The sequence below is a fragment of the Micromonospora parastrephiae genome (genome assembly GCF_016802865.1).
Lineage (GTDB): Bacteria > Actinomycetota > Actinomycetes > Mycobacteriales > Micromonosporaceae > Micromonospora > Micromonospora parastrephiae.
In genome coordinates, this window is record NZ_JAEVHM010000007.1 from 1 (window position 1) to 25,769 (window position 25,769).

The 25,769-nt window shown below is 71.1% G+C and carries 24 protein-coding genes and 2 pseudogenes; 14 read left to right on the forward strand and 12 right to left on the reverse strand.

Annotated features, from left to right (window positions below):
- From JNW91_RS03160 to JNW91_RS03175, 4 genes and pseudogenes are all read left to right on the forward strand, one after another.
- Positions 1-592: pseudogene (locus JNW91_RS03160) on the forward strand (hypothetical protein); the annotation flags it as partial.
- 179 nt (positions 593-771) lie between these two features.
- The gene (gene trxB, locus JNW91_RS03165; protein ID WP_151487682.1) at positions 772-1,722 is read left to right on the forward strand and encodes a thioredoxin-disulfide reductase; all 951 of its coding nucleotides are present in this window, start codon (positions 772-774) and stop codon (positions 1,720-1,722) included.
- Between the two features lie 31 nt (positions 1,723-1,753).
- Complete coding sequence (trxA, locus tag JNW91_RS03170; protein ID WP_053651673.1) at positions 1,754-2,077, forward strand: thioredoxin; 324 nt, start codon at positions 1,754-1,756, stop codon at positions 2,075-2,077.
- A gap of 172 nt (positions 2,078-2,249) precedes the next feature.
- Positions 2,250-3,401, forward strand: a complete 1,152-nt coding sequence (locus JNW91_RS03175) for an N-acetylmuramoyl-L-alanine amidase (RefSeq protein ID WP_203173449.1) — start codon at positions 2,250-2,252, stop codon at positions 3,399-3,401.
- 16 nt (positions 3,402-3,417) lie between these two features.
- Here JNW91_RS03175 and JNW91_RS03180 read toward each other — a convergent pair whose 3' ends face one another.
- Positions 3,418-4,083, reverse strand: a complete 666-nt coding sequence (locus JNW91_RS03180) for a GNAT family N-acetyltransferase (protein WP_074315552.1) — start codon at positions 4,081-4,083, stop codon at positions 3,418-3,420.
- A gap of 287 nt (positions 4,084-4,370) precedes the next feature.
- Between JNW91_RS03180 and JNW91_RS03185 the strand changes: the two genes are divergently transcribed.
- Positions 4,371-5,687: an aminotransferase-like domain-containing protein gene (locus JNW91_RS03185; protein WP_203173450.1), complete on the forward strand. Its 1,317-nt coding sequence runs from the start codon at positions 4,371-4,373 to the stop codon at positions 5,685-5,687.
- A 7-nt stretch (positions 5,688-5,694) separates the two neighbouring features.
- Entirely contained in the window at positions 5,695-6,699 is a 1,005-nt protein-coding gene (locus JNW91_RS03190; protein ID WP_203173451.1) for a D-alanine--D-alanine ligase family protein, read from the forward strand.
- A gap of 93 nt (positions 6,700-6,792) precedes the next feature.
- Here the strand turns inward: JNW91_RS03190 and JNW91_RS31745 are convergent, their stop codons facing one another.
- The 9 genes and pseudogenes from JNW91_RS31745 to rpmH form a co-directional block, all read right to left on the reverse strand.
- Positions 6,793-7,734 carry a hypothetical protein gene (locus tag JNW91_RS31745; protein ID WP_238424283.1) on the reverse strand — a complete coding sequence of 314 codons (942 nt, stop codon included), beginning with the start codon at positions 7,732-7,734 and terminating at the stop codon, positions 6,793-6,795.
- A 1,098-nt stretch (positions 7,735-8,832) separates the two neighbouring features.
- Entirely contained in the window at positions 8,833-9,843 is a 1,011-nt protein-coding gene (locus JNW91_RS03200) for a ParB/RepB/Spo0J family partition protein (protein WP_203173452.1), read from the reverse strand.
- Between the two features lie 27 nt (positions 9,844-9,870).
- Positions 9,871-11,190 carry a ParA family protein gene (locus JNW91_RS03205; protein ID WP_309244205.1) on the reverse strand — a complete coding sequence of 440 codons (1,320 nt, stop codon included), beginning with the start codon at positions 11,188-11,190 and terminating at the stop codon, positions 9,871-9,873.
- Between the two features lie 258 nt (positions 11,191-11,448).
- Positions 11,449-12,158 (reverse strand): annotated as a pseudogene (gene rsmG, locus JNW91_RS03210) (16S rRNA (guanine(527)-N(7))-methyltransferase RsmG).
- Between the two features lie 139 nt (positions 12,159-12,297).
- Positions 12,298-12,912, reverse strand: coding sequence for a Jag family protein (locus JNW91_RS03215; RefSeq protein WP_238424285.1), 615 nt, complete (start codon positions 12,910-12,912; stop codon positions 12,298-12,300).
- 248 nt (positions 12,913-13,160) lie between these two features.
- Entirely contained in the window at positions 13,161-14,147 is a 987-nt protein-coding gene (yidC, locus tag JNW91_RS03220) for a membrane protein insertase YidC (protein ID WP_203173497.1), read from the reverse strand.
- A 2-nt stretch (positions 14,148-14,149) separates the two neighbouring features.
- On the reverse strand, positions 14,150-14,437 hold the full coding sequence (gene yidD / locus JNW91_RS03225) for a membrane protein insertion efficiency factor YidD (RefSeq protein WP_203173454.1): 288 nt from the start codon (positions 14,435-14,437) through the stop codon (positions 14,150-14,152).
- Positions 14,434-14,850 carry a ribonuclease P protein component gene (gene rnpA / locus JNW91_RS03230; protein WP_203173455.1) on the reverse strand — a complete coding sequence of 139 codons (417 nt, stop codon included), beginning with the start codon at positions 14,848-14,850 and terminating at the stop codon, positions 14,434-14,436. Before rnpA ends, yidD begins: the two co-directional genes overlap by 4 nt.
- A gap of 34 nt (positions 14,851-14,884) precedes the next feature.
- Positions 14,885-15,022 (reverse strand): 50S ribosomal protein L34, encoded by a 138-nt coding sequence (rpmH, locus tag JNW91_RS03235; RefSeq protein WP_007453904.1) that lies wholly within the window; start codon positions 15,020-15,022, stop codon positions 14,885-14,887.
- A 556-nt stretch (positions 15,023-15,578) separates the two neighbouring features.
- On the opposite strand from rpmH, the gene dnaA reads away from it, so the two are divergent.
- The 6 genes from dnaA to JNW91_RS03265 all read left to right on the forward strand — a co-directional run bounded on the left by dnaA (position 15,579) and on the right by JNW91_RS03265 (position 22,096).
- Entirely contained in the window at positions 15,579-17,492 is a 1,914-nt protein-coding gene (gene dnaA, locus JNW91_RS03240; protein WP_238424275.1) for a chromosomal replication initiator protein DnaA, read from the forward strand.
- Positions 17,493-17,793: 301 nt separating this feature from the next.
- A complete protein-coding gene (locus JNW91_RS03245) occupies positions 17,794-18,066 on the forward strand; it encodes a hypothetical protein (RefSeq protein WP_203173457.1) in 273 nt (90 codons plus the stop codon).
- A gap of 211 nt (positions 18,067-18,277) precedes the next feature.
- Entirely contained in the window at positions 18,278-19,411 is a 1,134-nt protein-coding gene (gene dnaN / locus JNW91_RS03250) for a DNA polymerase III subunit beta (protein WP_203173458.1), read from the forward strand.
- 40 nt (positions 19,412-19,451) lie between these two features.
- Complete coding sequence (gnd, locus tag JNW91_RS03255; RefSeq protein WP_203173459.1) at positions 19,452-20,324, forward strand: phosphogluconate dehydrogenase (NAD(+)-dependent, decarboxylating); 873 nt, start codon at positions 19,452-19,454, stop codon at positions 20,322-20,324.
- Between the two features lie 16 nt (positions 20,325-20,340).
- A complete protein-coding gene (recF, locus tag JNW91_RS03260; protein WP_203173460.1) occupies positions 20,341-21,474 on the forward strand; it encodes a DNA replication/repair protein RecF in 1,134 nt (377 codons plus the stop codon).
- Positions 21,464-22,096, forward strand: coding sequence for a DUF721 domain-containing protein (locus tag JNW91_RS03265; RefSeq protein WP_407664240.1), 633 nt, complete (start codon positions 21,464-21,466; stop codon positions 22,094-22,096). Before recF ends, JNW91_RS03265 begins: the two co-directional genes overlap by 11 nt.
- Positions 22,097-22,105: 9 nt before the next feature.
- On the opposite strand, the gene JNW91_RS31750 is transcribed toward JNW91_RS03265, so the two are convergent.
- Positions 22,106-22,324, reverse strand: coding sequence for a hypothetical protein (locus JNW91_RS31750; RefSeq protein WP_238424276.1), 219 nt, complete (start codon positions 22,322-22,324; stop codon positions 22,106-22,108).
- Between JNW91_RS31750 and JNW91_RS03270 the strand changes: the two genes are divergently transcribed.
- On the forward strand, positions 22,232-22,693 hold the full coding sequence (locus JNW91_RS03270) for a MarR family winged helix-turn-helix transcriptional regulator (protein ID WP_238424288.1): 462 nt from the start codon (positions 22,232-22,234) through the stop codon (positions 22,691-22,693). The two genes, JNW91_RS31750 and JNW91_RS03270, sit on opposite strands and share 93 nt — an antisense overlap.
- Here the strand turns inward: JNW91_RS03270 and JNW91_RS03275 are convergent.
- Positions 22,678-23,232: a hypothetical protein gene (locus JNW91_RS03275; protein ID WP_203173461.1), complete on the reverse strand. Its 555-nt coding sequence runs from the start codon at positions 23,230-23,232 to the stop codon at positions 22,678-22,680. The genes JNW91_RS03270 and JNW91_RS03275 overlap by 16 nt on opposite strands.
- 523 nt (positions 23,233-23,755) lie before the next feature.
- Here JNW91_RS03275 and gyrB point away from each other — a divergent pair.
- Positions 23,756-25,702: a DNA topoisomerase (ATP-hydrolyzing) subunit B gene (gene gyrB / locus JNW91_RS03280; protein ID WP_203173462.1), complete on the forward strand. Its 1,947-nt coding sequence runs from the start codon at positions 23,756-23,758 to the stop codon at positions 25,700-25,702.
- The last annotated feature ends 67 nt before the right edge of the window (positions 25,703-25,769 follow it).

Below are 25,769 nucleotides of genomic sequence, written 5' to 3' on the forward strand. Positions count from 1 at the left end.
CCGGTCCGGGCCGCCGCCGGCGCCGCTGGGCGCGGCGCGGCGCACCGGTTGCCGTCGCGGCGGTCGCCGTCGTCGCGGTCGCGTTGGGCATCAACCAACAGTCGATGAACACGGACACCGGCACCAGCGCCCTGAACCGGCCGGCGAGCGCGCCCGAGGGCGCGGCGGCGCCGGAGCGGTCCGCACCACCGGACCGGCACAACGCAGCGGTACGGACTACAGCCCGCAGACTCTCGGCGAAGCGGGCCGGCCGGCACCGTACCAGGCCACCGGCGCCCCCGGTGACGCCCCCGCCAACCAGCCCGGGACGGACACCGGTGGCGGCCGACGACCCGCGCCGGACGGCCGGAACCAGCTGCTCCGCCTGACCGACGAGGCCGCGCTGACCACCTGCCTGGCCGACGTGGCGACGGAGCACGGTTCCGCCCCACTGGTGGTCGAGGTGATCGACTACGCCGAGTTCCAGGGCGAGCAGGCACTGGTCATCCGGTTCACCGACTCGACCGGGGCCCGCTGGGCCTGGGTGAGCGGCCCGGAATGCGGTGTCCCCGGGTCCGGCTCGGACAGGCGGTATTCGACGCGGGTAGGGTGAATCCACGGTCACCGGTGCGATGACCCTCTGCGTGACCTGACCCACCGGATGCCCGGCTCGGGAATCCCCGGTTCGTACGATGACGTTCTGGAAGTCAGCTGCCGGCACCCCCCAGGCGTCGGCACTCGGATCGGCGTCGGTGCGCACGACGTCGAACACACACAACGCGGGAGACGGCAGTGGACGAGGTCCGCAACCTGATCATCATCGGCTCCGGGCCGGCCGGTTACACGGCGGCGGTCTACGCCGCACGCGCCAACCTGAAGCCGCTGATCATCGAGGGCGTCCAGTCCGGTGGCGCGCTGATGACCACCACCGAGGTGGAAAACTTCCCCGGCTTCGCCGACGGCATCCTCGGCCCCGAGCTGATGGACAACATGCGCAAGCAGGCTGAGCGGTTCGGCGCCGAGTTCCTCACCGACGACGTGACCCGGGTCGAGCTGGTGGACACCGGCGACGCCGGTTCCGGTGCGGTGAGCACCGTCTGGGTCGGCGAGACCGCGTACCGGGCCCGCTCGATCATCCTCTCCACCGGGTCGGCCTGGCGTCCGCTGGGCGTGCCCGGCGAGCAGGAGTACCTCGGCCACGGCGTCTCCGCGTGCGCCACCTGTGACGGGTTCTTCTTCCGCAACCAGCACATCGTCGTCGTCGGCGGCGGTGACTCGGCGATGGAGGAGGCCACGTTCCTCACCCGTTTCGCCGATACGGTCACCATCATCCACCGGCGGGACTCGTTCCGGGCCAGCAAGATCATGGCCGACCGGGCGCTGAGCAACGAGAAGATCAAGGTCGAGTGGAACAGCACCGTCGAGGAGATCCTGGGCGACGACGGCAAGGTCACCGGCGTACGGGTCCGCAACGTGCACACCGGCGAGACCAAGGTGATGGACGTGACCGGCGTCTTCGTGGCCATCGGTCACGACCCACGCAGCGAGCTGTTCCGTGACCAGGTCGAGCTGGACGACGAGGGCTACGTGAAGGTTCAGGCCCCGAGCACCCGCACCAACGTGCCGGGTGTCTTCGCCGCCGGCGACGTGGTCGACCACACCTACCGTCAGGCGATCACCGCGGCCGGCACCGGCTGTGCCGCCGCGCTCGACGCCGAGCGGTTCATCGCGACGCTCAGCTGAAACAAGGAACACATCCCGGAGGAGGGGCATAGTGGGAAATACCAAGGCGGTCACCGACAAGAGCTTCGTCGCTGACGTGCTGCAGGCCGACAAGCCGGTTCTGGTGGACTTCTGGGCCGAGTGGTGCGGTCCCTGCCGCAAGGTCTCGCCGCTGCTTGAGGAGATCGCCGGCGAGATGGGCGACCGGGTCAGCATCGTCAAGCTGAACATCGACGAGAACCCGGAGACCGCCCGCGCCTACCGGGTCATGTCCGTGCCGACGCTCACCGTGTTCAAGAACGGCCAGCCGGTGCAGTCGATCGCGGGCGCCAAGCCGAAGGGCGAACTGGTCCGACTCATCGAATCGGCGCTCTGACCAGCAAAACATCACCGAACCCCGTACCCCGTCAGTGGGTGCGGGGTTCGGTGTTTCTGGGCCGGAGCTGCCGGCGTTTTTCCCGGCCCGAGCCCCCTCGCCGCCCCGGACCGCATAGCCTCAAGCCGAGGCCGCCGCCCGGCCAGCCACCGTCGTGCAGAGGGGGTCGTGCGTGCGTCCGATTCGACCCGGTGACCGGGGACCCGCGGTCACGGAGATCCGTACCATCCTCACCGGCCTCGACCTGCTCGCGTCCACGGCCGGTCCGGACGCCGACGAGTTCGACCTCGACACCGAACGGGCGGTCCGCGCGTTCCAGCAGTCCCGGGGGCTGAGCGTCGACGGCAGGGTCGGGACGGAGACCTGGGGGGCACTGGAAGCCGCCCGCTGGCGGCTCGGCGCCCGCACCCTCTACCACGCGGTCCCCGACCCGCTCACCGGCGAGGACGTCCGGTCGCTCCAGGAGCGACTGCTGGAGATGGGGTACGACGTCGGTCGCGCGGACGCCATCTACGGCATCCGCACCTCCCGTGCGGTGGCGCAGTTCCAGCGCGAGGTCGGGCTCACCCCCGACGGCTCCTGCGGGCCGCACACCATGAACGCGCTGCGCCGGATCGGCCGCAAGGTCGTCGGTGGCCGCCCCCAGTGGCTGCGCGAATCCGACGCCATCCGACAGTCCGGGCCGGCGCTGGTCGGCAAGACCGTCGTCATCGACCCCGGGCACGGTGGCACCGACCCGGGCATGGTGGTGCCGGACGGGCCGCTGCGCTGGACGGAGGCCGACCTGGTGCACGACCTGGCCAGCCGGCTGGAGGGGCGGCTCGCCGCGTCCGGGGTGCGGGTGCAGCTGACCCGGGGTCCGGCGCCCGACAGCTGCCTACCGGACACCGACCGGGCGCTGCTGGCCAACTCGCTCGGCGCCGACGTGTTCATCTCGCTGCACCTCGACGGGCACGCCAACCCGGACGCGGAGGGCGTGGCGACCTACCACTACGGCACCGACAACGGCGTGACCTCGGCGACCGGCGAACGTCTGGCCGGGCTGGTGCAGCGGGAAATCGTCGCGCGGACCGGGCTCCGGGACTGCCGTACGCACGCCAAGGCGTGGGACCTGCTGCGGTTGACGCGAATGCCGGCCGTCCGCGTCGAGGTCGGCTACCTCACCTCGCCGACGGACCGCGCCCTGCTGGTCGACCCCCGGTTCCGCGACCGGGTGGTGGAGGCGATCGTGGCCGCGGTGCAACGGATGTACTACCCGATCGAACGGGACGTGCCGACCGGCTCGCTCGACGTCAGCGAGCTGCGGGCGGTGGTGACCACCTGATCCGCCGCCGGGCGGCTCAGCCGCCGGTGGAGCGGGTCGCCGGAGCGGGCCTGACCGGACGGAGCAGGGTCTCCGGGCTCATCGAGCCGAGCAGCTTCTCCAGCGCGTACTCGACGTCGGACTTCCAGCTCAGGGCGGTGCGCAGTTCGAGCCGCAGCCGGGGGAACCGGGGATGCGGACGGACGGTTTTGAACCCGACGGAGAGGAAGAAATCGGCGGGCGCGACACAACCACCCGCAGGGTCGTCGGCGTCTCCGAACTTGGCGTCGCCGAACGCCTCGATCGCCTTGATCCCCCGCTTGGTCAGGTCCCGGGCGACGCCCTGCACCAACATCCGACCCAGCCCGCCGCCCGCGAACGCGGCCACCACGTTGGCGGTCATCAGCAGCGCCGCGTCGGCGGAGACCGGCGACGTGGGAAAGGCCATCGAGCGGGGCACGTAGGCGGGCGGGGCGTACATCACGAAGCCCGCCGGCATGCCGTCGACGTACGCGAGCTTGCCGCAGGAGCCCCACTCCAGCAGGGTCTGGGAGACCCACGCCTCCTTCTCCAGGCCCGGGTCGCCGGCGGCGCAGGCCCGGTCGGCGGAGACCGGATCCAGCTCCCAGTAAACGCACTGCCGGCAGGGGCGAGGAAGGTCCTCCAACGTGTCGAGGGTCAGGCTGACCAGACGTCGCGACATATGGCGCATCCCCACAATAGGCTCGGCGGTGAGACCGGCACGCAACGACAGCGCCGCCTTCCTGTCCCCGACGAGCGATCGTACGCCGCCGATCGGCGGTACGGGAGGGGACGCGCAGATCGTCACCGCGCCGAGGGACGGGTCCGGGATGTGGACGATCCGTCGCCGTGGGCCGGCACGGTGGCCGGAGGCGACTAGGATCGACAATCGGTGTGCCCGCCGCCATGGTCGCCTTCGTGCGGGGTACCCGGGACGGGAGCCACCCGAGCAGCGATCGAGGTGAGGTCATGACCGGCACGACACTCGACGACTACACCGACCGGTACGCCCGGCGGGTACGCGGGATGACCGCCTCCGAGATCCGAGCACTCTTCGCGGTGGCCAGCAGGCCGGAGGTCGTCTCGCTCGCCGGTGGAGCGCCGTACATCGCCGCCCTGCCGCTCGACGCGGTCGGTGAGATGCTCGGCCGGCTCGGCTCCGAGCACGGCGCCACCACCCTCCAGTACGGCATCGGCCAGGGCACCCTGGAGCTGCGCGAGCGGATCTGCGAGGTGATGACGCTCTCGGGGATCGACGCCGGCTGCGGTGCGTCCCCGGAGGACGTGGTCGTCACCGTCGGCGGGCAGCAGGCCCTGGACCTGGTGGCCCGACTCTTCCTCGACCCGGGTGACGTGGTGCTCGCCGAGGGTCCGACCTACGTCGGCGCGCTCGGAGTGTTCCAGGCTGCCCAGGCGCAGGTCGCGCACGTACCGATGGACGCCGACGGGTTGATCCCGGAGGCGCTGGAGACGGCCATCGCCGACCTGGCCCGCGCGGGCCGGCGGGTGAAGTTCCTCTACACGATCCCCACCTACCAGAACCCGACCGGTGTGACGCTCAGCGAGGAACGCCGGGAACGGGTGCTCGACATCTGCGAGCGCGCCGGCCTGCTCGTCGTCGAGGACGACCCGTACGGCCAGCTGGGGTTCGAGGGTGAGGCCCCGGCCCCGCTGCGGGCCCGCCGCCGCGACGGGGTGTTCTACCTGAGCACGTTCTCCAAGACGTTCGCGCCGGGTCTGCGGGTCGGCTGGATCCTGGCGCCGCACGCGGTCCGCGACAAGCTGGTCATCGCCAGCGAGGCGCAGATCCTTTGCCCCAGCGGCTACGCCCAGGCGGCCGTCGCCACCTACCTCGGCACGATGCCGTGGCGGCAGCAGCTCAAGGTCTACCGCGAGGTCTACCGGGAACGTCGGGACGCCCTGCTCGACGCGATGGCCGACCTGATGCCCGAGGGCACCAGCTGGACGACGCCGGCCGGCGGTCTCTTCGTCTGGGCCACCCTGCCCGACGGGCTCGACTCGAAGGCGATGATGCCGCGCGCGGTCGCCGCCCGGGTCGCCTATGTGCCCGGCACCGGCTTCTACGCCGACGGCACCGGCACCGACACCATGCGGTTGAACTTCAGCTTCCCGCCGCCGGAGCGGATCCGCGAGGGCGTCCGCCGGCTGGCCGGTGTCATGGAGCAGGAGATCGCGATGCGCCGGGTCTTCGGTGCCGTGGGCGGCGGCGCCGCAGGTCGGCGCGGCCAGGCCGGCTCCGACGTGCCAGGTCCCGACTTGGCATGATGCCGGCATGGGTACGACAGCTGCCGAGCGCCTCCTCGTGACCGATCCCGCCGTCTCGGCCGACCTGCGTGTGCTGGTGCTCGCCGGCGGGCTCTCCTACGAGCGGGATGTGTCGCTGCGCTCGGGCCGCAGGGTGCTCGACGCGCTGCGTGCCGTCGGCGTGGAGGCGGAGCTGCGCGACGCCGATGTGGCGTTGCTCCCGGCCCTCGCCGCCGACCCGCCGGACGCCGTGGTGATCGCACTGCACGGCGCGACCGGTGAGGACGGCTCGCTGCGCGGCGTGCTGGATCTGTGCGACATCCCGTACGTCGGCTGTGACGCCCGCGCCTCGCGGCTCGCCTGGGACAAGCCGTCGGCCAAGGCGGTGCTCCGCGAGGCGGGCATCCCCACCCCGGACTGGGTGGCCCTGCCGCACGACCGGTTCTCCGAGCTTGGCGCGGTGGCCGTCCTGGACCGGATCGTCGACCGTCTTGGCCTGCCCGTGATGGTCAAGCCGGCGCAGGGCGGGTCGGGGCTGGGTGGTGCGGTGGTCCGGGACGCCGCGGCGCTGCCCGCCGCGATGGTGGGCTGCTTCGCGTACGACTCCACCGCGCTGGTGGAGCGCTACGTGCCCGGCATGGACGTGGCGGTCTCCGTGGTCGACCTCGGCGACGGCCCGCAGGCGCTGCCGCCGGTGGAGATCGTGCCCCGCAACGGCGTGTACGACTACGCGGCCCGCTACACGGCCGGACGGACCACGTGGCACGCGCCGGCGCGGCTGGACCCGGAGGTGGCCGCCACGGTCGCGGACGTGGCGCTCGCCGCGCACACCGCCCTCGGCCTGCGCGACCTGTCCCGGGTCGACGTGATCGTGGATGCTGCGGGTCAACCGCACGTTCTGGAGGTCAACGTCTCGCCCGGCATGACCGAGACGTCGCTGCTGCCTTTGGCCGTGCAGGCGGCTGGTCTGGACTTCGGTCGGCTCATCGGTTCCCTGGTCAGCCGGGCCGCTGCCCGCCTCACCACGTCCTGACCATCTCGCCGCACCCGGCTCGCCCCGCCCGTCGCTGCTGCTGACGTCGAGGTTGGCGGCCGCACGTAGGGTGCCACCGCCAACCTCGCTTGGTCAGCGACCGGAAGGTGCGTCCTCTACGGCGCCGCTGCCGGGCTGAGTGTCTTCGGCCGCCGTCGTGCCGGCGTCCCGGTCGCGGGCAGCCGGGCTCCAGGTTTCGTCCCCCGGTTCGGAGTTCGAGTCGACGCGTTGGGTGGTTTCCTGCCCGTCGTTGGCGCGTTCGGTGGCCTTGCCTTCGGGGTCGATCTCTTCGGCGCCCCTGTCTTGGAGCGTGCCCTGTTCGGTGGCCCGGTTCCGAAGGTCGGCCCGTGCACCGGCGTCCTCGTCGGTGTCGGTTGGTGAACCGGCGGCGTCCGCCGTTGCCGAGCCGCGGGCGGCTGCCGAGTCGGCGGCGGTGGCCGCCGTCGGCGAGCGACGATCGGCGTGGACGGTGGCATTGGTTGCGGCCCGGGTGACCGTGCCGCCCCGACCCGCGTCGCCGTCGCCGCCGTCGCCGCCGTCGCCGCCGTCACTGCCGGCGGCTCCGATCGTCGGGTCGGGCGTCGGCTCCGGGATCTCCTCGGCCGCCTCGATCACCGAGACGGCCTCCGCCTCGGCGGCGGCGTGCGCCGCGGCGGACTGGGCGAGCAGGCTTGACGGCGCCTGCCATTGGATGCGGGGCGGCTCGGCCAGCGGCCGGCCGCCGAACTCCGCGAGCCACGCGGCGACGAGCGCCAGATTTTCCCGCCACTGCGCCTCGGAGATCGGCGGCAGGATCGAGTCCCACAGAGACAGGAACGTGCCGCGCAACTGGAGCCGGCCGTACGGCCGGGCCAGGAACCACATGTGCAGGTGCGCCGAGCCGTCGCCCCACCGGTTGACGTGCACCCGGGCGACGCCGTCCAGCGACCGGATGGCCCGCTCCAGACGGACGGTCATCACGCCCAGCTCGGCGGCGAGCAGGTTCGGCAGGTCGCCCAGGTCGAGGTGGGTCCGCGATTCGAGGATGAGCACCATGGGGAGGCCGGTGGGCCGGTCCATGGCACGCACCCGCCACCGCTCTCCGACCCAGATGTAGGCGTCGTCTGGCGCGTTGCAGGCGGTGCATTCCCGGAGGCCCTCGCCCTTGCGTGGCGGTTCGACCGGGACGGGGTCGTCAAGCTGCTTCACACGCAGGTCACCCTCGAAAGGGAACGAGGGCCACTGGGTGAAGTCCGGGACTGAGGGAGGGGTGTCGTGCACGACGCTGACCCTAACCGAGTCTGGCACCGCTGTCCCTACCCGATCGTTCGCCGGTGACGGACCGGATCAACGTTCACCGTCGATCGGTCTCCGGGTCACCGCCCGCCGATCGAGCGATATCCACAGGCTGCCGAGATCGCCAACACAGGCCGTCATCCACAGGCTGGCACCCGCTTTCACGCGGCGTTTCACGTGAAACGGGGGGTGCCTGTGGACAACCGGTGTGGATAACTTTCCGGCCCCTCGTTCGTTGCGCGCCGCACGCCGATCCGATGCGCTGCGGGCTGATGGCGACGCGGATCTTCTCGATCACCCGGCTGCCCGCGGCTCCCCGTGCCCGCCGGCTCTCCCGCCCTTTGGCCACCGCAGTGGTTGCCTGTCGAGCTGCCCCCAAAGTGGGGGCGGTCGGCCCTCGGACGTTGGAGGGGCACACCGCCACGAGCGCAACGCGGTACGACATGTCGCAGCGCCGGAAGGGCTCGGCCCACGCACGTCCCTCCGTGCCCACCCGCCCGTGGATCCGGTCCGACTGGACTCGCCCCGCAATCCAGTGCGCGACACCAGGCAACGAGAGGCCGCGATTCTGCGCGGTCGACCGCAATCCCGCCGGCGGGCCCACGGGCCGGCAGAAGACTGCTGAGCGGGGCGCGCGGCCCTTTCCCGGTACTCCTCGGATGGCCACAGGCGTGGGAGTTCCCGGGGCGGATCGCCGTTTCACGTGAAACGACGGTCCCGGGGGAGGCGCGCGCGCCCGTGGTCGGGCGCGATGACGTCCTGCTCCCGACCCCGGTTTCACGTGAAACGGGCTCCGGACGTCAGACAAAGAACGGCCGCGCTCCCGAGGGGAGCGCGGCCGTGAGCGGCGGGGAGCGGTCAGTCCTCGCTCTCCTCCTGCTGCACTCCGATGATTCCGACGATCCGCTCCAGGTCGTCGACCGTGGCGAACTCAATCGTGATCTTGCCCTTGCTCCGGCCGATGTCGACCTTCACCCGGGTGTCGAAACGATCGGACAACCGGTCGGCGAGGTCGGAGAGGGCGGGCGCGTGCGGCTTGGGTCGACGCTTCGCGGCCCCCTTCGCCGGGCCGTCGTTCAGCGTGAGGGCCACGATCTCCTCGGTCGCCCGGACGGAGAGGCCCTCGGCCACGATTCGCAACGCCAACTGCTCCTGGGCCTCCGACTCGTCGAGGCTCAGGAGGGCGCGGGCGTGACCCGCCGAGAGGATCCCAGCGGCGACCCGGCGCTGCACCTGCGCCGGCAGGTTCAACAGTCGGATGGTGTTGGAGATCTGCGGGCGGCTCCGGCCGATCCGGCGGGCGAGTTCCTCGTGAGTGGCGCCGAACTCTTCCAGCAACTGCTGGTAGGCGGCGGCCTCTTCCAACGGGTTCAGGTTTGCCCGGTGGATGTTCTCCAGCAACGCGTCGCGGAGCATGGCGTCGTCACGGGTGTCCCGGACGATCGCGGGAATGTTCTCCCGACCCACCGCCTGAGCGGCCCGCCAACGCCGCTCGCCCATCACCAGCTCGTACTTCTCGTCGTCGAGCTGCCGGACGACGATCGGCTGGAGGAAGCCGACCTCCTGGATCGAGGTCTTCAGCTCCTCCAGCGCCTCCTCATCGAAGACCTGACGGGGCTGCTTCGGGTTCGGCACGATCGCGTCGACCGGGATCTCGGCGAACCGGGCGCCGGGCACCGGGCTGAGCGCCAGCTCGGCCTCCACCGGCGGAGCGGCCGAGACCATTGCCGGGGTCGGCGCGAGGGTCCCCTCGTCATCGACGGGCTCGTTCTCCGGCTCGGCCGTCACGGTGCCGACGCCGTTCACCGGCCCGGTCGGGATGAGCGCCCCCAGGCCCCGACCCAGACCGCCCCGAGGACGGTTCTTCATGCCACGCCTCCCAGCGACTGTTCCGCACTACGCATTCCGGCCCACCGGCTCCTTGACGCCCCGCTCGGCGATCTCCTGGGCAGCCTCGAAGTAACTCGTGGCTCCCCGCGAACCGGGATCGTAGGTCATCACCGACTGGCCGTAGCTGGGTGCCTCGGAGACCCGGACGTTGCGGGGGATGACCGCCTGGAGGACCTTGTCGCCGAAGTGGTTCCGGACGTCCTGCTCGACCGCGTCTGCCAGCCGCGTACGGCGGTCGTACATGGTCAGCAGGATCGTGGAGACGTCGAGCTTCGGGTTGAGGTGTTGGCGCACCAGGTTGATGTTGTTGATGAGCTGGTTGAGCCCCTCCAGGGCGTAGTACTCGCACTGGATGGGGATCAGCACCTCCTGCGCGGCGACCAGCGCGTTGACCGTGAGCAGACCGAGGGAGGGCGGGCAGTCGATGAAGACGTAGTCGAAGTGGCCCGGGTAGGCGGCGATGGCCCGGTCGAGACGTGATTCACGAGCCACGACCGACACCAGCTCGATCTCCGCGCCGGCGAGGTCGATCGTCGCCGGTACGCACCACAGGTTGGGGATGCCCTCGACAGCCTGCGCGACCTCGGCCAGCGGCACGCTGTTGATGAGGCAGTCGTAGACGTCCGGGATGCCGGTGTGGTGCGGGACGTTGAGCCCGGTGGAGGCGTTGCCCTGCGGGTCGAGGTCGACCACGAGCACCCGGTTGCCGTGCAGGGCGAGCGCCACCGCAAGGTTGACCGTGGTCGTGGTCTTGCCCACGCCGCCCTTCTGGTTGGCGACGCACATGACCCGGGTCCGGTCCGGTCGAGGCATGGTCACCTCGCCACTGGGGTTCAGGATCTGCACGGCGCGCATCGCCTCCATAGCCAACGGTGGGTCATCCTCTTCGCGCGTCGGGGTTTCACGTGAAACGTACGTGGGATCGGCGGCCACTGCCGCCAGCGACTCGGCCGAAGCGACCGGCGCGTCGGCGGCCACCGGCGTGGCGTCCCGAGCGGCCGCCGCAGTGGGCTGATGCGGTACCGCCGGCTCGAAGCGGACCGCCGCGGCCGTGTTCCGGCGGCCCGACACGGGTCGCACGTCGGCCGCGTTCACCGGCCGGTTGAGCCCTTCGGAGGCCCGCTGTACAGCCGCCGGATCCGTGATCTCCGGTCCGATCGGTTGGCCCGCCTGATCGTCGCGCGAGGCCAACGGATCGCTGTCCGCCGGTCGGGGCGACGACCCGGGCGCGCCGGGCGACCAGCTCGGGTAGTCGGTTTCACGTGAAACAGGGTCGCTGGTTGACCCGGTCACGCGTGGATCGTCGTACCTGCCGTCGTCATGCACCTGTCATCCCTGCCCGCTTCGGATGGTCGGTCCGCGCCTCGGTCAACTTGGCCGCACCCGCGCTCGCACCCCGGAGCGTACGGCCCCTGGGGAGCGGTCGGAGACCCGCGACGTCCGCCGCCCGCTCCACACTATCGACGCGCGGTCAGCCTACGGCGGACGGGCGTGGCCGGTCCACGTCGGGTTCTCATACCCTCGTTCCATCCGTACCGGTACAACGAGGCAACCCACCGGCCGGACGCCCGATGGCGCAAAGCGTCAGCGACGGCGAGCGCGTCCACCCCGGGACCGCTTACCGGCGGCCGGGCGGGCCGGGCCGACCATCCGCTCGCGCACGATCTCCACGACGGTTGTGGGCGGGTCGATGACCCCGACACCGCAGAGGTGCACGGTGGGCTGTCCACCGCCGACCCGCGACACCACGTCGGCGTGCTCCTCGATCTCCGCCGCGGCGATGATCCCTTGAGCGCCAGGAGGCGGCCGCCGCGCACCGCCAGAGGCAGGCTCCAGGTCGCCAGACGGTCCAGGGGTGCGACCGCGCGGGAGGTCACCACGTCCCCGCTGATCGGGTCCCGACCGCTCGACCCGCTGGCCGCCTCGTCGGCCCGACCACGGAACACCCGCACCGATCTGGTCAGGCCGAGCCGCTCGACGACCTCGATGAGGAACGACGTCCGTCGGGCGAGCGGCTCGATCAGCGTGACCGTCAGGTCGGGGCGCGCGATGGCCAGGACCAGGCCGGGCAGGCCAGCGCCGGAGCCGACGTCGAGCACGGTCGCGGCGGTCGGGATCCGCTCGGCGACCGCGGCGCAGTTCAGCAGGTGCCGGTCCCAGATCCGGGGCGCCTCCCGGGGGCCGATCAGACCGCGGACCACCCCGTCGGTGGCCAGCAGTTCGGCGTACGCGGCGGCCAGGTCAAGTCGGTCACCGAAGAGGGTCAGCGCCGCCGGTGCGAGTTCGGACGGCAGCGCGGCGTCGGCCGGCGAGGGGCCGTCGCCCGGAACCGAGCCGGTGTCGGTGTCGCCGGGCCGGACAGCGGACGGCCCGGGCGGCGGACCGCCCGGGCCGGTCACGGCGTCGGCCGTGGCGTCGTCGTGTGTCACCCGGTCAGTCCGCCGGCCGTACGACGATGCGCCGGTTCGGCTCGACACCCTCGGACTCGCTCTCCACGCCGGACATGGCGTTGACAACGTCGTGCACGCACTTGCGCTCGAACGCGGACATCGGCTCCAGCCGGACCGGCTCGCCGTACTCCTTGACCTTCTCGACGGCGTTCTTGGCGACCGCGGCGAGTTCCTTGCGGCGGTTCGCCCGGTAGCCGCCGACGTCGAGCAGCAGGCGGCTCGGAGTTCCGGTCTGCCGGAAGACAGCGAGCCGGGTCAGCTCCTGGAGAGCCTCCAGGGTTGCCCCACGCTGGCCCACCAGGTTCTGCAGACGTGCGCCGACCACCTCGACCACCGGGCGGCCGCCGGCCACCAGCTCGTCGATGTCGCCGTCGTAGTCGAGGATGTCGAGAAGCCCCTCGACGTAGTCGGCCGCGATCTCGCTTTGCCGGAACAGGTCGCCCTCGCCCGTGGCCTTCTTCGCGCGGCCGCCGGCGCTGGCCCCGGTGTCGTCGGACTCCGCGTCGTCGGACTCCGCGTCGTCGGACTCGGTGTCGTCGTCGGTCTCGAGGTCGGTGTCGTCGTTCACCGCGAGCGGTGCGGTCTCCTCCTCGTCCAGGGACTGCTCGACGCGGGGGATGCTGGTCTCGGTCACGGTCTCATCTCCGTACTCGCTCGGCCGGACCGTCGGGTCCGACTGGTTTCCCGGGGCCGGCGGGAGGTCGCCGGTGCCCACGGGCACGTCTGTACGGGCAGTGTCGCCCGTGGCCGCGTCATGCGCGGTCGGTTCCGTCCGGCGCCGGCCCTACGGCGGCTGCGCGGTGCGGAACGGGCCGCCGCCGGTTGCCCGACGACGGCCCGGACGAGTCAGCCCTGCCGCTTGGCGGGGCGGCTCTTCTTCGGGTTGGTCGGCTTGGCGCCCGGCTTCGGGCCCGCCACCTTGGGCGCGGTCGCCTTGACCGGCGCCGGCGGGGCGGCCTTGCCGCGCCCGAACAGACCGGCGGACCTGGCGGGCTGCACCGGGCTGCGGGTGGCGGCCGGGGCGGTGGCCTTCTTGGCGGTCACCGGCGGCGGGAACTTCCGCAGGACCCACTGCTGCTGGCCGAGGGTGAAGAGGTTGTTGGTGACCCAGTAGATGATCACGCCGATCGGGAAGATCGCGCCGGAGATCAGCAGCGACGCGGGGATGCCGTAGAGCATCAGTCGCTGGATCATCCGCTGCTGCGGGTCCTCCGCCCAACCGGTCTTGAGGATCATCTGACGGCTGGTCAGGTAGGTGGTCGCGATCATCACCAGGACCAGGACACCGGCAATGATCTTGACGGTGGTGCCGTTGGCGCCGAGGCTGGCCAGCTCGTCGGCCGTGGAGCCGAACTTGCCGGCGATCGGGGCGGTGAAGAGCTTCGCCTGCGAGGCGCTCTGGAACTGGTCGACCGTCCAGCCGTAGAGGGTTTGGTTCTGCTTGTCCGGGTCGAGTCGGCGCAGCACGTGGAAGAGGCCGAGGAAGACCGGGATCTGGAGGAACATCGGAAGGCAGCCCATCAGCGGGTTGGCCTTTTCCTTCCGGTAGAGCTCCATCATCTCCTTCTGGAGCGTCTCCCGGTCACCCTTGTGCTTCTCCTGCAGCTCCTTGACCTTGGGTTGGAGCGCCTGCATCGCCCGCTGCGACTTGATCTGCTTGACGAAGACCGGGAACAGGATCACCCGGACGGTGACCACCAGGAAGATGATGGACAGGATCCAGGCGAAGTTGGTGCCGATCACCGAGCCGACGGGCACCCCGATGGCGTCCCACGCCGAGTGCCAGGTCAGCAGGATCCACGAAATCGCGTAGTAGATCCAGTCGAGACTCAGACTCAATTCGGGGCTCCAGTCACATCAGCACGTCGGCGGCCGCCCGGCTCCGGCACCGGGTCATGTCCACCAGGGTGAAAGGGGTGGCAGCGCAGCAACCGCCGGACCGCCAGGGCGGTTCCCCGGAGCGCGCCGTGCCGGGCGACAGCCTCCTGGGCGTACGCACTGCACGACGGGTAGAACCGACAGCGGGCCGGCAGTGCCGGACTTATCCACCGACGGTACGCGATGATGGGCGCGATCAGCACCCTGGCCGCACCGGTCGGCACAGCGCTCCGGTCACCGCTCATCGGGGCCGCCGCTCGCGTGGCGAACGCGCGACCGCGATGGCGGCGTCCAGGTCGGCGGCGAGCCGCGGGTACGACGCCTCGGCTGCCGCGGGAAGCGCCCGTACGACGAGGGTGCTGCCGACCGGCAGTGCGGCCAGCCGCTCCCGGACCAACGCCCGCAGTCGCCGCCGCACCCGGTTGCGGACCACCGCGTTGCCGACGGCCTTGGACACGACGAAGCCGGCGCGGGTCGACGCGGAGGGCTGCTCCGCGCCAGCATCCCGCGCCGGCTCCGGCGAGGTCACTGTGCTGGGGTCGGTGGTCGTCGGCACGGTCAGGTGGACCACGACGGCGCCTCGTCCGGCGCGCCGGCCACCGCGGACCGCTGCGGCGAAGTCAGTGCTGCGCCGCAGTCGCTGTGCGGCGGCCAGCACGACTGCACACGTTTCCCGGACCGGCCCGGTCGGCTCAGGCCGACAGGGTGGTGCGACCCTTGGCACGACGGCTCGAGAGGATGGCACGGCCGGCACGGGTGCGCATGCGCAGCCGGAAGCCGTGGGTCTTCGCGCGCCGGCGGTTGTTCGGCTGGTAGGTGCGCTTGCTCACGTCAGGCTCTCCGTTTTCGTACGCGCCCCGCGCGACGGGATCGCCGGGGTCGTGGGGTGGTCCAGGCCACCTCGACGGTGGCCACCGATCGGTGCTGTCCGGCGGAGCGGGACCTCGGCGATGCGGGGATGCGACCGCGGACAGCAAGCACCCATCACCCTAGCAGAGGGCGAGAGAGCAGCCGCTCCAGCCTACGCAGGGGGGCAATGACCGTCAAACACCTCGCGACCGCCGACAACGGGGCCCGGGCGAAGGGACGCGCCCGGGCCCGAAGGGGCGGTTTTCGCTGATGCCGACAAGGGCGCCTCAGCGCCGCCGGTTGATGGCGCAGGGACAACGCTGTTACCGTGCCCGATTGCGGTGAGCGTCGGAAGCTCCGGTCGTCGCGCAGGCAAGACCGGACAAGGTAGTGAATCGTTCGGCACGGTGAACCCGCTTCAGCGCCCGTTCAGGCAGGGGGCAGGTCCCACCCGCGTCCGACGGGCGGCCACCATCGGTCTGCACACAGGTTGTGGATAACCTGTGGACGACCACCGGTCGACCGTCCGGGTGGGTGATGTTCCACCCGCGAACGCGGCGGGCCCGGGACGGCCGGCTGGCAGACAGCGGCGGCCGGGAGCAGAGGCGAGGGGGTGGCACGACGGTGGCCGGTACGACCGACCTTGCCGCGGTGTGGTTGGCGGCGACCGACGAGCTCGCCGACGAGATCATCTCCGCCCAGCAGCGCGCCTACCTCCGACTGACCCGGCTACGGGCGATCGTCGAGGACACCGCGCTGCTCTCCGTTCCGGACGCGTTCACGCGGGACGTGATCGAGTCGCGGCTGCGTCCGGCCATCACCGAGGCGCTCACCCGTCGGCTCGGCCGACCGATCCAGGTGGCGGTCACCGTGCGGGTGGCCGAGGACGCCTCCGGCCGCCCGGCCGGCACCGTCTACCGCAGCACCCCGGAGCCGGGGTCGGTCGACATCGACGGTTCCGCCGGACCGCTCGACAACGAGCACCTGGGTCGGCCGCCCGCCGACCCGGTCATCCCGGACCAGCAGCGCGCGGCGTACGCCGCGGAGCCCAGCGCCCCGCCGCCACCCGCCGGCCCGCCTCTCGCGCCGACGACCGAGGGGCACCGGTCGGGGCTGATCCCGGCGAGCCGAGACGGACAGGAGGCGCTCTTCAGCGCGTCGTTCGTCGAGCCGCTGCGCTCGCCCCGTCCGGGGCCGGAGCGGCGCGGCTACGACGAGCAGGCCGCACGCCTGGACCCGCCCGGCCCGGACACCCGGCCGTACGAACCCCGCTACCGCGAGGAGGCGGCGTCGCCACGGGACCAGCACGTGATCCGCGCGCTGCCCCGCGACAGCGGGACGGACAGCGGCCCGGGGCGTAGCGGTGTCGACCATCGGGCCGGGGGCCGGGACGACCGCCGGCTGCCGGGCGCCGACACCGGCGGCAACCGGCTCAATCCGAAGTACATGTTCGAGACGTTCGTCATCGGCTCGTCCAACCGGTTCGCGCACGCGGCGAGCGTCGCGGTGGCCGAGTCGCCGGCGAAGGCGTACAACCCGCTGTTCATCTACGGCAGCTCGGGGCTGGGCAAGACGCACCTGCTGCACGCGATCGGGCACTACGCCACGACGCTCGGCAACGCCCGCTCGGTGCGGTACGTCTCGACCGAGGAATTCACCAACGACTTCATCAACTCCCTCCGGGACGACAAGACCAGCGCGTTCCAGCGGCGCTACCGCGACGTCGACATCCTGCTGATCGACGACATCCAGTTCCTGGAGAACCGCGAGCGCACCCAGGAGGAGTTCTTCCACACCTTCAACACGCTGCACAACGCCAACAAGCAGATCGTGATCACCTCGGACCGCTCCCCGAAGCAGCTGGCCACGCTGGAGGACCGGCTGCGGACCCGCTTCGAGTGGGGCCTGCTCGCCGACATCCAGCCACCGGACCTGGAGACGCGGATCGCGATCCTGCAGAAGAAGGCGGCGCAGGAGCGGCTCTACGCCCCGCCGGACGTGCTGGAGTTCATCGCCTCCCGGGTGTCGAACTCGATCCGGGAGTTGGAGGGCGCGCTGATCCGGGTGACCGCGTTCGCCAGCCTGACCCGGTCGACCGTCGAGCTGTCGCTGGCCGAGGAGGTGCTGCGGGACTTCATTCCGGACGGCGCCGGCCCGGAGATCACCGCGGACCAGATCATGGTCTCCACGGCCGACTACTTCGGGGTGAGCCTGGAGGACCTGCGTGGCCAGTCCCGCTCCCGGGTGCTGGTCAACGCCCGGCAGGTGGCCATGTACCTGTGCCGGGAGCTGACGGAGCTGTCGCTGCCGCGGATCGGGCAGGCGTTCGGCGGCCGGGACCACACCACGGTCATGCACGCCGACCGCAAGATCCGGCAGCAGATGGCGGAACGGCGCTCGCTCTACAACCAGATCGCCGAGCTGACCAACCGGATCAAGCAGAACACCTGAGGGGTACGCCTGCCGCCACGGCGGCACGATGCTCGGGACACGCCCGGCCGGAGATCCGGCCGGGCGTTCTTTTTCGTCGTCCGGCGGTCGTCCGCTTGACCCTCGATCGAGGTCCAGACCACAGCATGGAGGCCGTGACCGCCTCGACCGCCACTCGTTGTCCACAGCTCGTTGTCCACCGGCGGTGGATAACTACGGTCCGTCCACCGCCGGTTACCCACAGGCTGTGGAGAAACCCTGTGCACGACGCTGTGGACGCCTGGGGACAACCATCACGTTGTCCACCGATGATCATCGCCCTGTGTACGAGCTGTTGAAGGTTCTGGGGATGACGGCAATGGTGATCTTCTTGGCGATCCACAGGCTTGGGGAGAAAGTCGGTGGATTACCGGTGGACAACCGGTGGACAACGGTGGACAACCGGCCGTCGAAGCCGGGCTGTGGACACAGGAGGCGGTTGTACCCCCGGTTCTCCACAGCCAAATCACCGGTGGATAACCTGTCTGAGCTGCGTGAACTTGAGTTCTCCACAGTTTGCACAGGTGCGATGAAGACGATGAGTTATCTCTTCTAAGAGAACAAAAACCAATCATCACCGTTGGGCTTTCTGTGGATCGGGCCGAACGCTGCCGGAGCAGACGTCAGCACCGACACGATCCACGGGGTCGGGCGCACAGCCGATGTCCCCGCGCCCTAAGGTGCGATGGGTACCCGCACGGTCGGGCGGGACGGTAGGCAGCGGTCGGCATGAGAGAGTTGTCGCTGACGTCGACGCGGAGGCATTGATGAAGTTCCGAGTGGAGCGCGACGCGCTCGCCGAGGCCGTGGCGTGGACCGCGAAGAGCCTGCCGAACCGGCCATCCGTACCGGTGCTCGCCGGGGTGATGCTCCGCGTCACCGATGGCAACCTGCGGGTCTCCGGGTTCGACTACGAGGTCTCCAGCCAGGTCACCGTCGAGGTGCAGGGTGACGCCGACGGCGCCGCGCTGGTCTCCGGTCGCCTGCTTGCCGAGATCACCAAGGCGCTGCCCGCTAAGCCGGTGGACATCGCCGCGGTCGGCGCGCACCTGGAGCTGGTCTGCGGCAGCGCGCGGTTCACCCTGCCCACCATGCCGGTGGAGGACTACCCCGCACTGCCCGAGATGCCGCAGAGCGCCGGCACGGTCGACGCCGCCTCGTTCGCCACCGCCGTCGCCCAGGTGGCCATCGCCGCCGGCCGCGACGAGACGCTGCCGATGATGACCGGCGTCCGTGTCGAGCTGTCCGGCAGCACCCTGTCGATGCTCGCCACCGACCGCTACCGACTCGCGATGCGCGAGATCCAGTGGCGTCCGGACGACCCCGAGGTGAGCATCAACGCCCTGGTGCCGGCCCGCACCCTGAACGACACCGCCAAGGCGCTCGGTCCGCTGGGTGGCGAGGTCACCCTCGCGCTCGCGCAGGGCGCAGCCGGCGAGGGCATGGTCGGCCTGGCCGGCGGCACCCGGCGTACCACCAGCCGGCTGCTGGACGGCGCCAACTACCCGCCGGTGCGCTCGCTCTTCCCGGCCACTCACAACGCCGAGGCCCGGGTGCCGGTCAGCACCCTGATCGAGGTGGTCAAGCGGGTCGCGCTGGTCGCCGAGCGGGCCACCCCGGTGCTGCTGAGCTTCAGCGCCGATGGTCTGGTCGTCGAGGCCGGCGGCTCGGAGGAGGCGCGGGCCAGCGAGGCGATGGAGGCGACCTTCACCGGGGACGCCCTGACCATCGGCTTCAACCCCCAGTACCTCATCGACGGCCTGGCCAACCTCGGCTCGCAGACCGCCGTGCTCTCGTTCGTCGACGCCTTCAAGCCCGCGGTGATCTCACCCGCCGGCGAGGATGGCGAGGTCATTCCGGGGTACCGGTACCTCATCATGCCGATCCGCGTGTCCCGCTGATCGCGCCCAGCAACACCCAGATCCACGGAGGTAGAAACACATGCAGCTCGGCCTGGTAGGACTCGGCCGGATGGGCGGCAACATGCGCGAGCGGTTGCGGGCGGCCGGTCACGAGGTGGTCGGTTTCGACCACAACGCGCAGCTGAGCGACGCGGCGAGCCTCGCGGAACTGGCGGACAAGCTTGACTCCCCGCGCGCGGTGTGGGTCATGGTGCCCGCCGGCGTCACCGACGCCACCATCGACGAACTCGCCGCGGTGCTCGGCGAGGGCGACATCATCATCGACGGCGGCAACTCGCGGTTCAGCGACGACGCTCCCCGGGCCGAGCGGCTCAACGAGCGCGGCATCGGCTACCTCGACGTGGGCGTCTCCGGTGGTGTCTGGGGCCGGCAGAACGGCTACGGGCTGATGGTCGGCGGTGCCCAGGAGCACGTCGACCGGCTCATGCCGGTCTTCAACGCGCTCAAGCCGGAGGGCGAGTTCGGCTTCGTGCACGCCGGGCCGGTCGGCGCCGGGCACTACTCGAAGATGGTGCACAACGGCATCGAGTACGGCCTGATGCACGCCTACGCCGAGGGTTACGAGCTGCTCACCGCCTCCGAGCTGGTGACGAACGTGCCGGGCGTCTTCAAGTCCTGGCGTGAGGGCACCGTGGTCCGTTCCTGGCTGCTCGACCTGCTGGACCGGGCCCTCGACGAGGACCCGGAGCTGGCCGATCTGAGCGGCTACACCGAGGACACCGGTGAGGGCCGGTGGACGGTCGACGAGGCGGTCCGGCTGGCCGTCCCGCTGAACGTCATCACCGCCTCGCTGTTCGCCCGGTTCGCCTCCCGGCAGGACGACTCACCCGCCATGAAGGCCGTCGCCGCACTGCGCCAGCAGTTCGGCGGTCACGCCGTCCACAAGCGCTGAGCGGTATCCACACCCTGTGTACGTCCACCGGCTGGAACTGGTCGACTTCCGCTCCTACGAGCGGGTCGCCGTCGACCTCCAGCCGGGGGCGAACGTCCTGACCGGCGCCAACGGCGTTGGCAAGACGAATCTCGTCGAGGCGCTGGGCTACGTGGCGACCCTGGATTCGCACCGGGTCGCCACGGATGCGCCACTGGTGCGGATGGGCGCCACCTCGGCGGTGATCCGCTGCGCGGTGGTGCACGACGGGCGGGAACTCCTCGTCGAGCTGGAGATCGTGCCGGGCAAGGCCAATCGGGCCCGGCTGGGCCGGTCTCCGGCTCGACGGGCCCGGGACGTGCTCGGCGCGCTGCGGCTGGTGCTCTTCGCTCCCGAGGACCTGGAGTTGGTCCGGGGTGACCCGGCCGAGCGTCGCCGCTACCTGGACGACCTCCTGGTCAGCCGCCAGCCCCGGTACGCGGGCGTGCGGGCCGACTACGAGCGGGTGGTCAAGCAGCGCAACGCCCTGCTGCGCACCGCGTACCTGGCGCGCAAGACCGGCGGGTCCCGCGGCGGTGACCTCGGCACCCTCGCCGTCTGGGACGCCCACCTGGCCCAGCACGGCGCGGAGCTGCTCGCCGGCCGGCTGGAGCTGGTCGCCGCGCTCACCCCGCACGTCGCCAAGGCGTACGACGCGGTGGCTGCCGGTCGGGGCGCGGCGAGCATCGCCTACCGCCCGTCGATCGAGCTGGCCGAGCCGACCACCGACCGGGCCGCGCTGGCCGAGGCGCTGACGGCGGCTCTGGCCGCGTCCCGTTCGGCCGAGATCGAACGGGGCACCACCCTGGTCGGCCCGCACCGCGACGAGTTGGCGCTGACCCTCGGTCCGCTGCCCGCCAAGGGGTACGCCAGCCACGGCGAGTCCTGGTCGTTCGCGCTCGCGCTGCGGCTGGCCGGCTACGACCTGCTGCGCTCCGACGGCATCGAGCCGGTGCTGGTGCTCGACGACGTCTTCGCCGAGTTGGACACCGGGCGCCGGGAGCGGCTGGCGGAGCTGGTCGGCGGGGCGAGTCAACTGCTGGTGACGTGCGCTGTGGACGACGACGTGCCGGCCGCCCTGCGCGGCACGCGCTACCAGGTCGGCGAGGGGACGGTCCGCCGTGTCGGATGAGCCACGCACCAACCGGGGCGACGCCGGGCGCAACGGCGACGAGACCAGGGCGGGTACACCAAGACCGGGGGCAGCGGGCGCCGACGGCGGGGTGCAGCCGGAGGCGGCTGCCGGACCGGAGCTGGCCAGGGCGGTGCTCGACGCGGCGCTGTCCCGCCGGCAGGCGGCGGCCCGCGCACGGCGTACCCCCGGCGGTGGTGCTGGTGGCGACGGTGCCGGCGGTTCGGGGCGGCGGCTGCGCGGCTATTCCGGCCCGGGCCCCGACCCCCGCGACCCGCAGCCCCTCAGCGCGGTGCTGAACCGGCTGGTCAAGGCGCGCGGCTGGCAGCAGCCCGCGGCCGAGGCCACGGTGTTCGGCGCGTGGGAGCGGGTGGTCGGCGCGGAGGTCGCCCAGCACAGCCGGCCGGTGAAGCTGGAGAACGGCGAGCTGACCGTGGAGGCCCGGTCGACCGCGTGGGCGACGCAGCTGCGGCTGCTGGCCGGTTCGCTGCTCAAGCAGATCGCCAGCGAGGTCGGCCACAACGTGGTGCGCAAGCTGCACATCCACGGCCCGGCCGCGCCGTCCTGGCAGAAGGGGCCGCGTCGGGTGCGTGGCCGTGGGCCGCGCGACACCTACGGCTGAGCGGGCGGGTCAGCTCCGCCGGTCGGCGCGCCTGCGCTCGCGCTGTTCCCGGGTGTAGCGCTTGCGCTCGGCCAGGTCGCGCTTCCACGCTTCGCGGGCCTCGGCCGAGCCGCCCTGGATCGCGCCCTTTACGCACTGGAAGAGCAGGTCTGCTTCGCCCTGTCGGTGGCGGCGCGCAGCGTCGTGGCCGTCTACCGGCCGCTGTTGGAACCGATGGGCCTGACCCATCCGCAGTGCCTGGTCATGCTGGCGCTGTGGCAGCGCGCGCCGCTGTCCGGCCGTGACCTCAGCCGCCTCCTGCAACTCGACCCGGGCACCCTATCACCCCTGCTCAAGCGTCTCGAAGCGGCTGGCTACCTGCGCCGCGAGCGCGACGCAGCCGACGAACGCAGCCTCGCGGTCACACTCACCGCCAGCGGGACGGCGCTCCGCAGCCAGGCGGAACGGATCCCGGCCGCCATCGTCCAGCGGCTCGGGCTGCCGATCGAGGACCTGCAACAGCTGCACGCGGTGCTCACCCAGGTGATCGCCGCGGCCAACCGCCCCGGCGACCCGTCCGCCCCGCAGGCCGGGGCCGCCGGTCAGGCGTCCGCGTAGACCGCGAAGCCGCGCTCGGCGCAGCGCCGGTAGAAGGCGGCCAGCACGCCCAACTCGGCGCAGGTGAAGTTCCACTGCGGCGGGTCGCCGCTCTCGTCGCGCAACGCGTCGAGCCGGCTCTCCAGCCACCGCAGCTGCTGCTCGGCCAACCGGCCGTCGCCGAGCAACGCGCGCAGCACGACGCTCACCGACTCGAAGGTGACGGCCTCGCCGTACTCGCGGTGACCGGTCACGAACCGCTCGATCCCGCCGGCGATCCAGGCGCAGCCGTCCGGGTCGATGACCGGGTCCTCGTCCTCGGCGGCGGCATCTGTGGCGTACAACACACCTTCCAGACCGAGTAGAAGGTCCACCAGTTCGGTGTACGCGGTCGCCCGGACTGTGCCGGTCTTCGCGATCAGCTCGGCAAGCGCCGCCGTCGGCGCGGAGATTCGCGGCACGTCGACGATCTCGCCGAAGTCGACGAACTCGGCCGGCGCGACCGGATCGTAGAAGCGGCCGGTCCGCGGCCAGTGCACCGCGACGTTGTCCAGCCCCATCTGTCACCTCTTAAAGAGCACGTGTCGGGTCGATCGGGTCGATCGTCCCGGTTCCGGCCGGTAAAGATCAAGGGCGGTTCCCGGGCGCCGCAAACGTACGGCACGGGCGGGCTGGCCGCGACCCCCGACCCGCCCGGGCGCGGGTCAACCCGTCCGGGGACGGCGCGTGCGATCGGAGGCTGGCGTGTGGGGGGAGTCGCGGGCAGCGGGGTTCTGCCGGCTATGGACATCTCAGCCGCCTCGTTGAGGGTGCCGAGTGGTGGTTCTGTCCTCCACGCACAGTAGGATTGACGGTGAGACGAAGACCCGGTGCGGAGCGAGGGACGGGGCCGGTGGCCCCAGGATCATTCTCCACGTCGGGTCGAGCCGATCGCGATCCGCGGGCAACCGCGGCGACCGGCGCGTTCGACCCGCTGTCCGGAGGTCTCCGGCACCGGTCCGCGCGCCGACGTCGCGTCCTGTCCGCCGAACCCGCGCCCGACGCGCCCTACCCGGCGTGGACGACGCGAGAAAGTGGCCGAGGGTGGCAGCGCAGGACAAGCAGGAGTACGGCGCAGAGTCGATCACCGTTCTCGAAGGGCTGGAGGCGGTCCGTAAGCGGCCCGGTATGTACATCGGGTCCACCGGCGAGCGTGGTCTGCACCACCTCGTCTGGGAGGTCGTCGACAACGCGGTGGACGAGGCGCTGGCCGGATACTGCGACACCATCGACGTGGTGCTGCTCGCCGACGGCGGCGTCCGGGTCACCGACAACGGCCGCGGCTTCCCCGTCGACCTGCACCCGAAGCTCAAGAAGCCGGGTGTCGAGGTCGCGCTGACCGTGCTGCACGCGGGTGGCAAGTTCGACGGCAAGGCGTACGCGGTCTCCGGCGGTCTGCACGGTGTCGGCGTCTCCGTCGTGAACGCGCTCTCCACCCGCATGGCAGTGGAGATCCACAAGTCCGGCTCCGTGTGGCGGCAGCAGTACAACAACTCCAAGCCCGGTCCTCTGGACAAGGGTGAGACCACCGACCGCACCGGTTCGGCGGTCTCCTTCTGGCCTGACCCCGACGTCTTCGAGACCGTCGACTTCGATTTCCAGACCATCTACCGTCGTCTGCAGGAGATGGCCTTCCTCAACCGCGCGCTGCGCATCCACCTGCTCGACGAGCGGGTGGCCGAGGAGGAGGACGGCCGGCAGCGCGAGGTGACCTTCTTCTACGAGGGCGGCATCTCCGACTTCGTCCGGCACCTCAACGCCTCGAAGAACCCGATCCACAAGACCGTGGTCGAGTTCGGCGCCGAGGAGGAGGGCATGTCGGTCGAGATCGCCATGCAGTGGAACGAGTCGTACGGCGAGTCGGTGTACACCTTCGCCAACACGATCAACACCCACGAGGGCGGCACCCACGAGGAGGGCTTCCGGTCCGCGCTGACCAGCGTGGTCAACCGGTACGGCACCGACAAGAAGCTGCTCAAGGGCGACGAGAAGCTCTCCGGCGAGGACATCCGCGAGGGACTCGCTGCGATCATCTCGGTCAAGCTGGCCAACCCGCAGTTCGAGGGTCAGACCAAGACCAAGCTCGGCAACACCCCGGTGAAGAGCTTCGTGCAGCGGGTCTGCAACGAGTGGCTGGTCGACTGGTTCGACCGCAACCCGGCCGAAGCCAAGATGATCATCACGAAGGCGTCCCAGGCGGCCCGCGCCCGGATCGCCGCGCAGCAGGCGCGCAAGCTGGCCCGGCGTAAGTCGCTGCTGGAGTCCGGCTCGATGCCGGGCAAGCTGGCCGACTGCCAGTCCACCGACCCGCGCGAGTCCGAGGTGTTCATCGTCGAGGGCGACTCGGCCGGTGGCTCGGCCAAGCAGGGCCGGGACCCGCGGACGCAGGCGATCCTGCCGATCCGCGGCAAGATCCTCAACGTGGAGAAGGCCCGGATCGACCGGGTGCTGAAGAACAACGAGGTCCAGGCGCTGATCACCGCGCTGGGCACCGGCATCCACGACGACTTCGACATGGAGAAGCTGCGTTACCACAAGGTGGTGCTGATGGCCGACGCGGACGTCGACGGCCAGCACATCCAGACCCTGCTGCTCACCCTGCTGTTCCGCTTCATGCGTCCGCTGGTCGAGCTGGGGCACGTCTACCTGGCCGCCCCGCCGCTCTACAAGATCAAGTGGAACAAGAAGGGCGACGACGCGCAGTACGCCTACTCCGACCGAGAGCGGGACGGGCTCATCGCGCTGCGCCAGCAGAAGAAGCCGAACGCCAAGCCGGACGACATCCAGCGGTTCAAGGGCCTCGGCGAGATGAACTATCCCGAGCTGTGGGAAACCACGATGAACCCGGCTACGCGTACCCTGCGTCAGGTCACGCTCGACGACGCGGCAACCGCCGACGAGTTGTTCAGCGTGCTGATGGGTGAGGACGTCGAGGCGCGCCGGTCGTTCATCCAGCGCAACGCCAAGGACGTCCGGTTCCTGGACATCTGACGGACCTCGGCGGATCGGCCGGGTAGCCCCCGGCCGATCCGCTGGTCCACAGAGTTATCCACAGCTT

What these genes read in the sequence shown, in the direction of transcription:
- JNW91_RS31745 (WP_238424283.1), bottom strand. Translation starts at nt 7,734, where the DNA reads ATGGTGCTCATCCTCGAATCGCGGACCCACCTCGACCTGGGCGACCTG.
- gnd (WP_203173459.1), top strand. Translation starts at nt 19,452, where the DNA reads ATGCAGCTCGGCCTGGTAGGACTCGGCCGGATGGGCGGCAACATGCGC.
- JNW91_RS03185 (WP_203173450.1), top strand. Translation starts at nt 4,371, where the DNA reads ATGACCGGCACGACACTCGACGACTACACCGACCGGTACGCCCGGCGG.
- JNW91_RS31750 (WP_238424276.1), bottom strand. Translation starts at nt 22,324, where the DNA reads ATGGGTCAGGCCCATCGGTTCCAACAGCGGCCGGTAGACGGCCACGAC.
- JNW91_RS03180 (WP_074315552.1), bottom strand. Translation starts at nt 4,083, where the DNA reads ATGTCGCGACGTCTGGTCAGCCTGACCCTCGACACGTTGGAGGACCTT.
- JNW91_RS03190 (WP_203173451.1), top strand. Translation starts at nt 5,695, where the DNA reads ATGGGTACGACAGCTGCCGAGCGCCTCCTCGTGACCGATCCCGCCGTC.
- dnaN (WP_203173458.1), top strand. Translation starts at nt 18,278, where the DNA reads ATGAAGTTCCGAGTGGAGCGCGACGCGCTCGCCGAGGCCGTGGCGTGG.
- JNW91_RS03200 (WP_203173452.1), bottom strand. Translation starts at nt 9,843, where the DNA reads ATGAAGAACCGTCCTCGGGGCGGTCTGGGTCGGGGCCTGGGGGCGCTC.
- yidD (WP_203173454.1), bottom strand. Translation starts at nt 14,437, where the DNA reads ATGAGCGGTGACCGGAGCGCTGTGCCGACCGGTGCGGCCAGGGTGCTG.
- dnaA (WP_238424275.1), top strand. Translation starts at nt 15,579, where the DNA reads ATGTTCCACCCGCGAACGCGGCGGGCCCGGGACGGCCGGCTGGCAGAC.
- JNW91_RS03275 (WP_203173461.1), bottom strand. Translation starts at nt 23,232, where the DNA reads ATGGGGCTGGACAACGTCGCGGTGCACTGGCCGCGGACCGGCCGCTTC.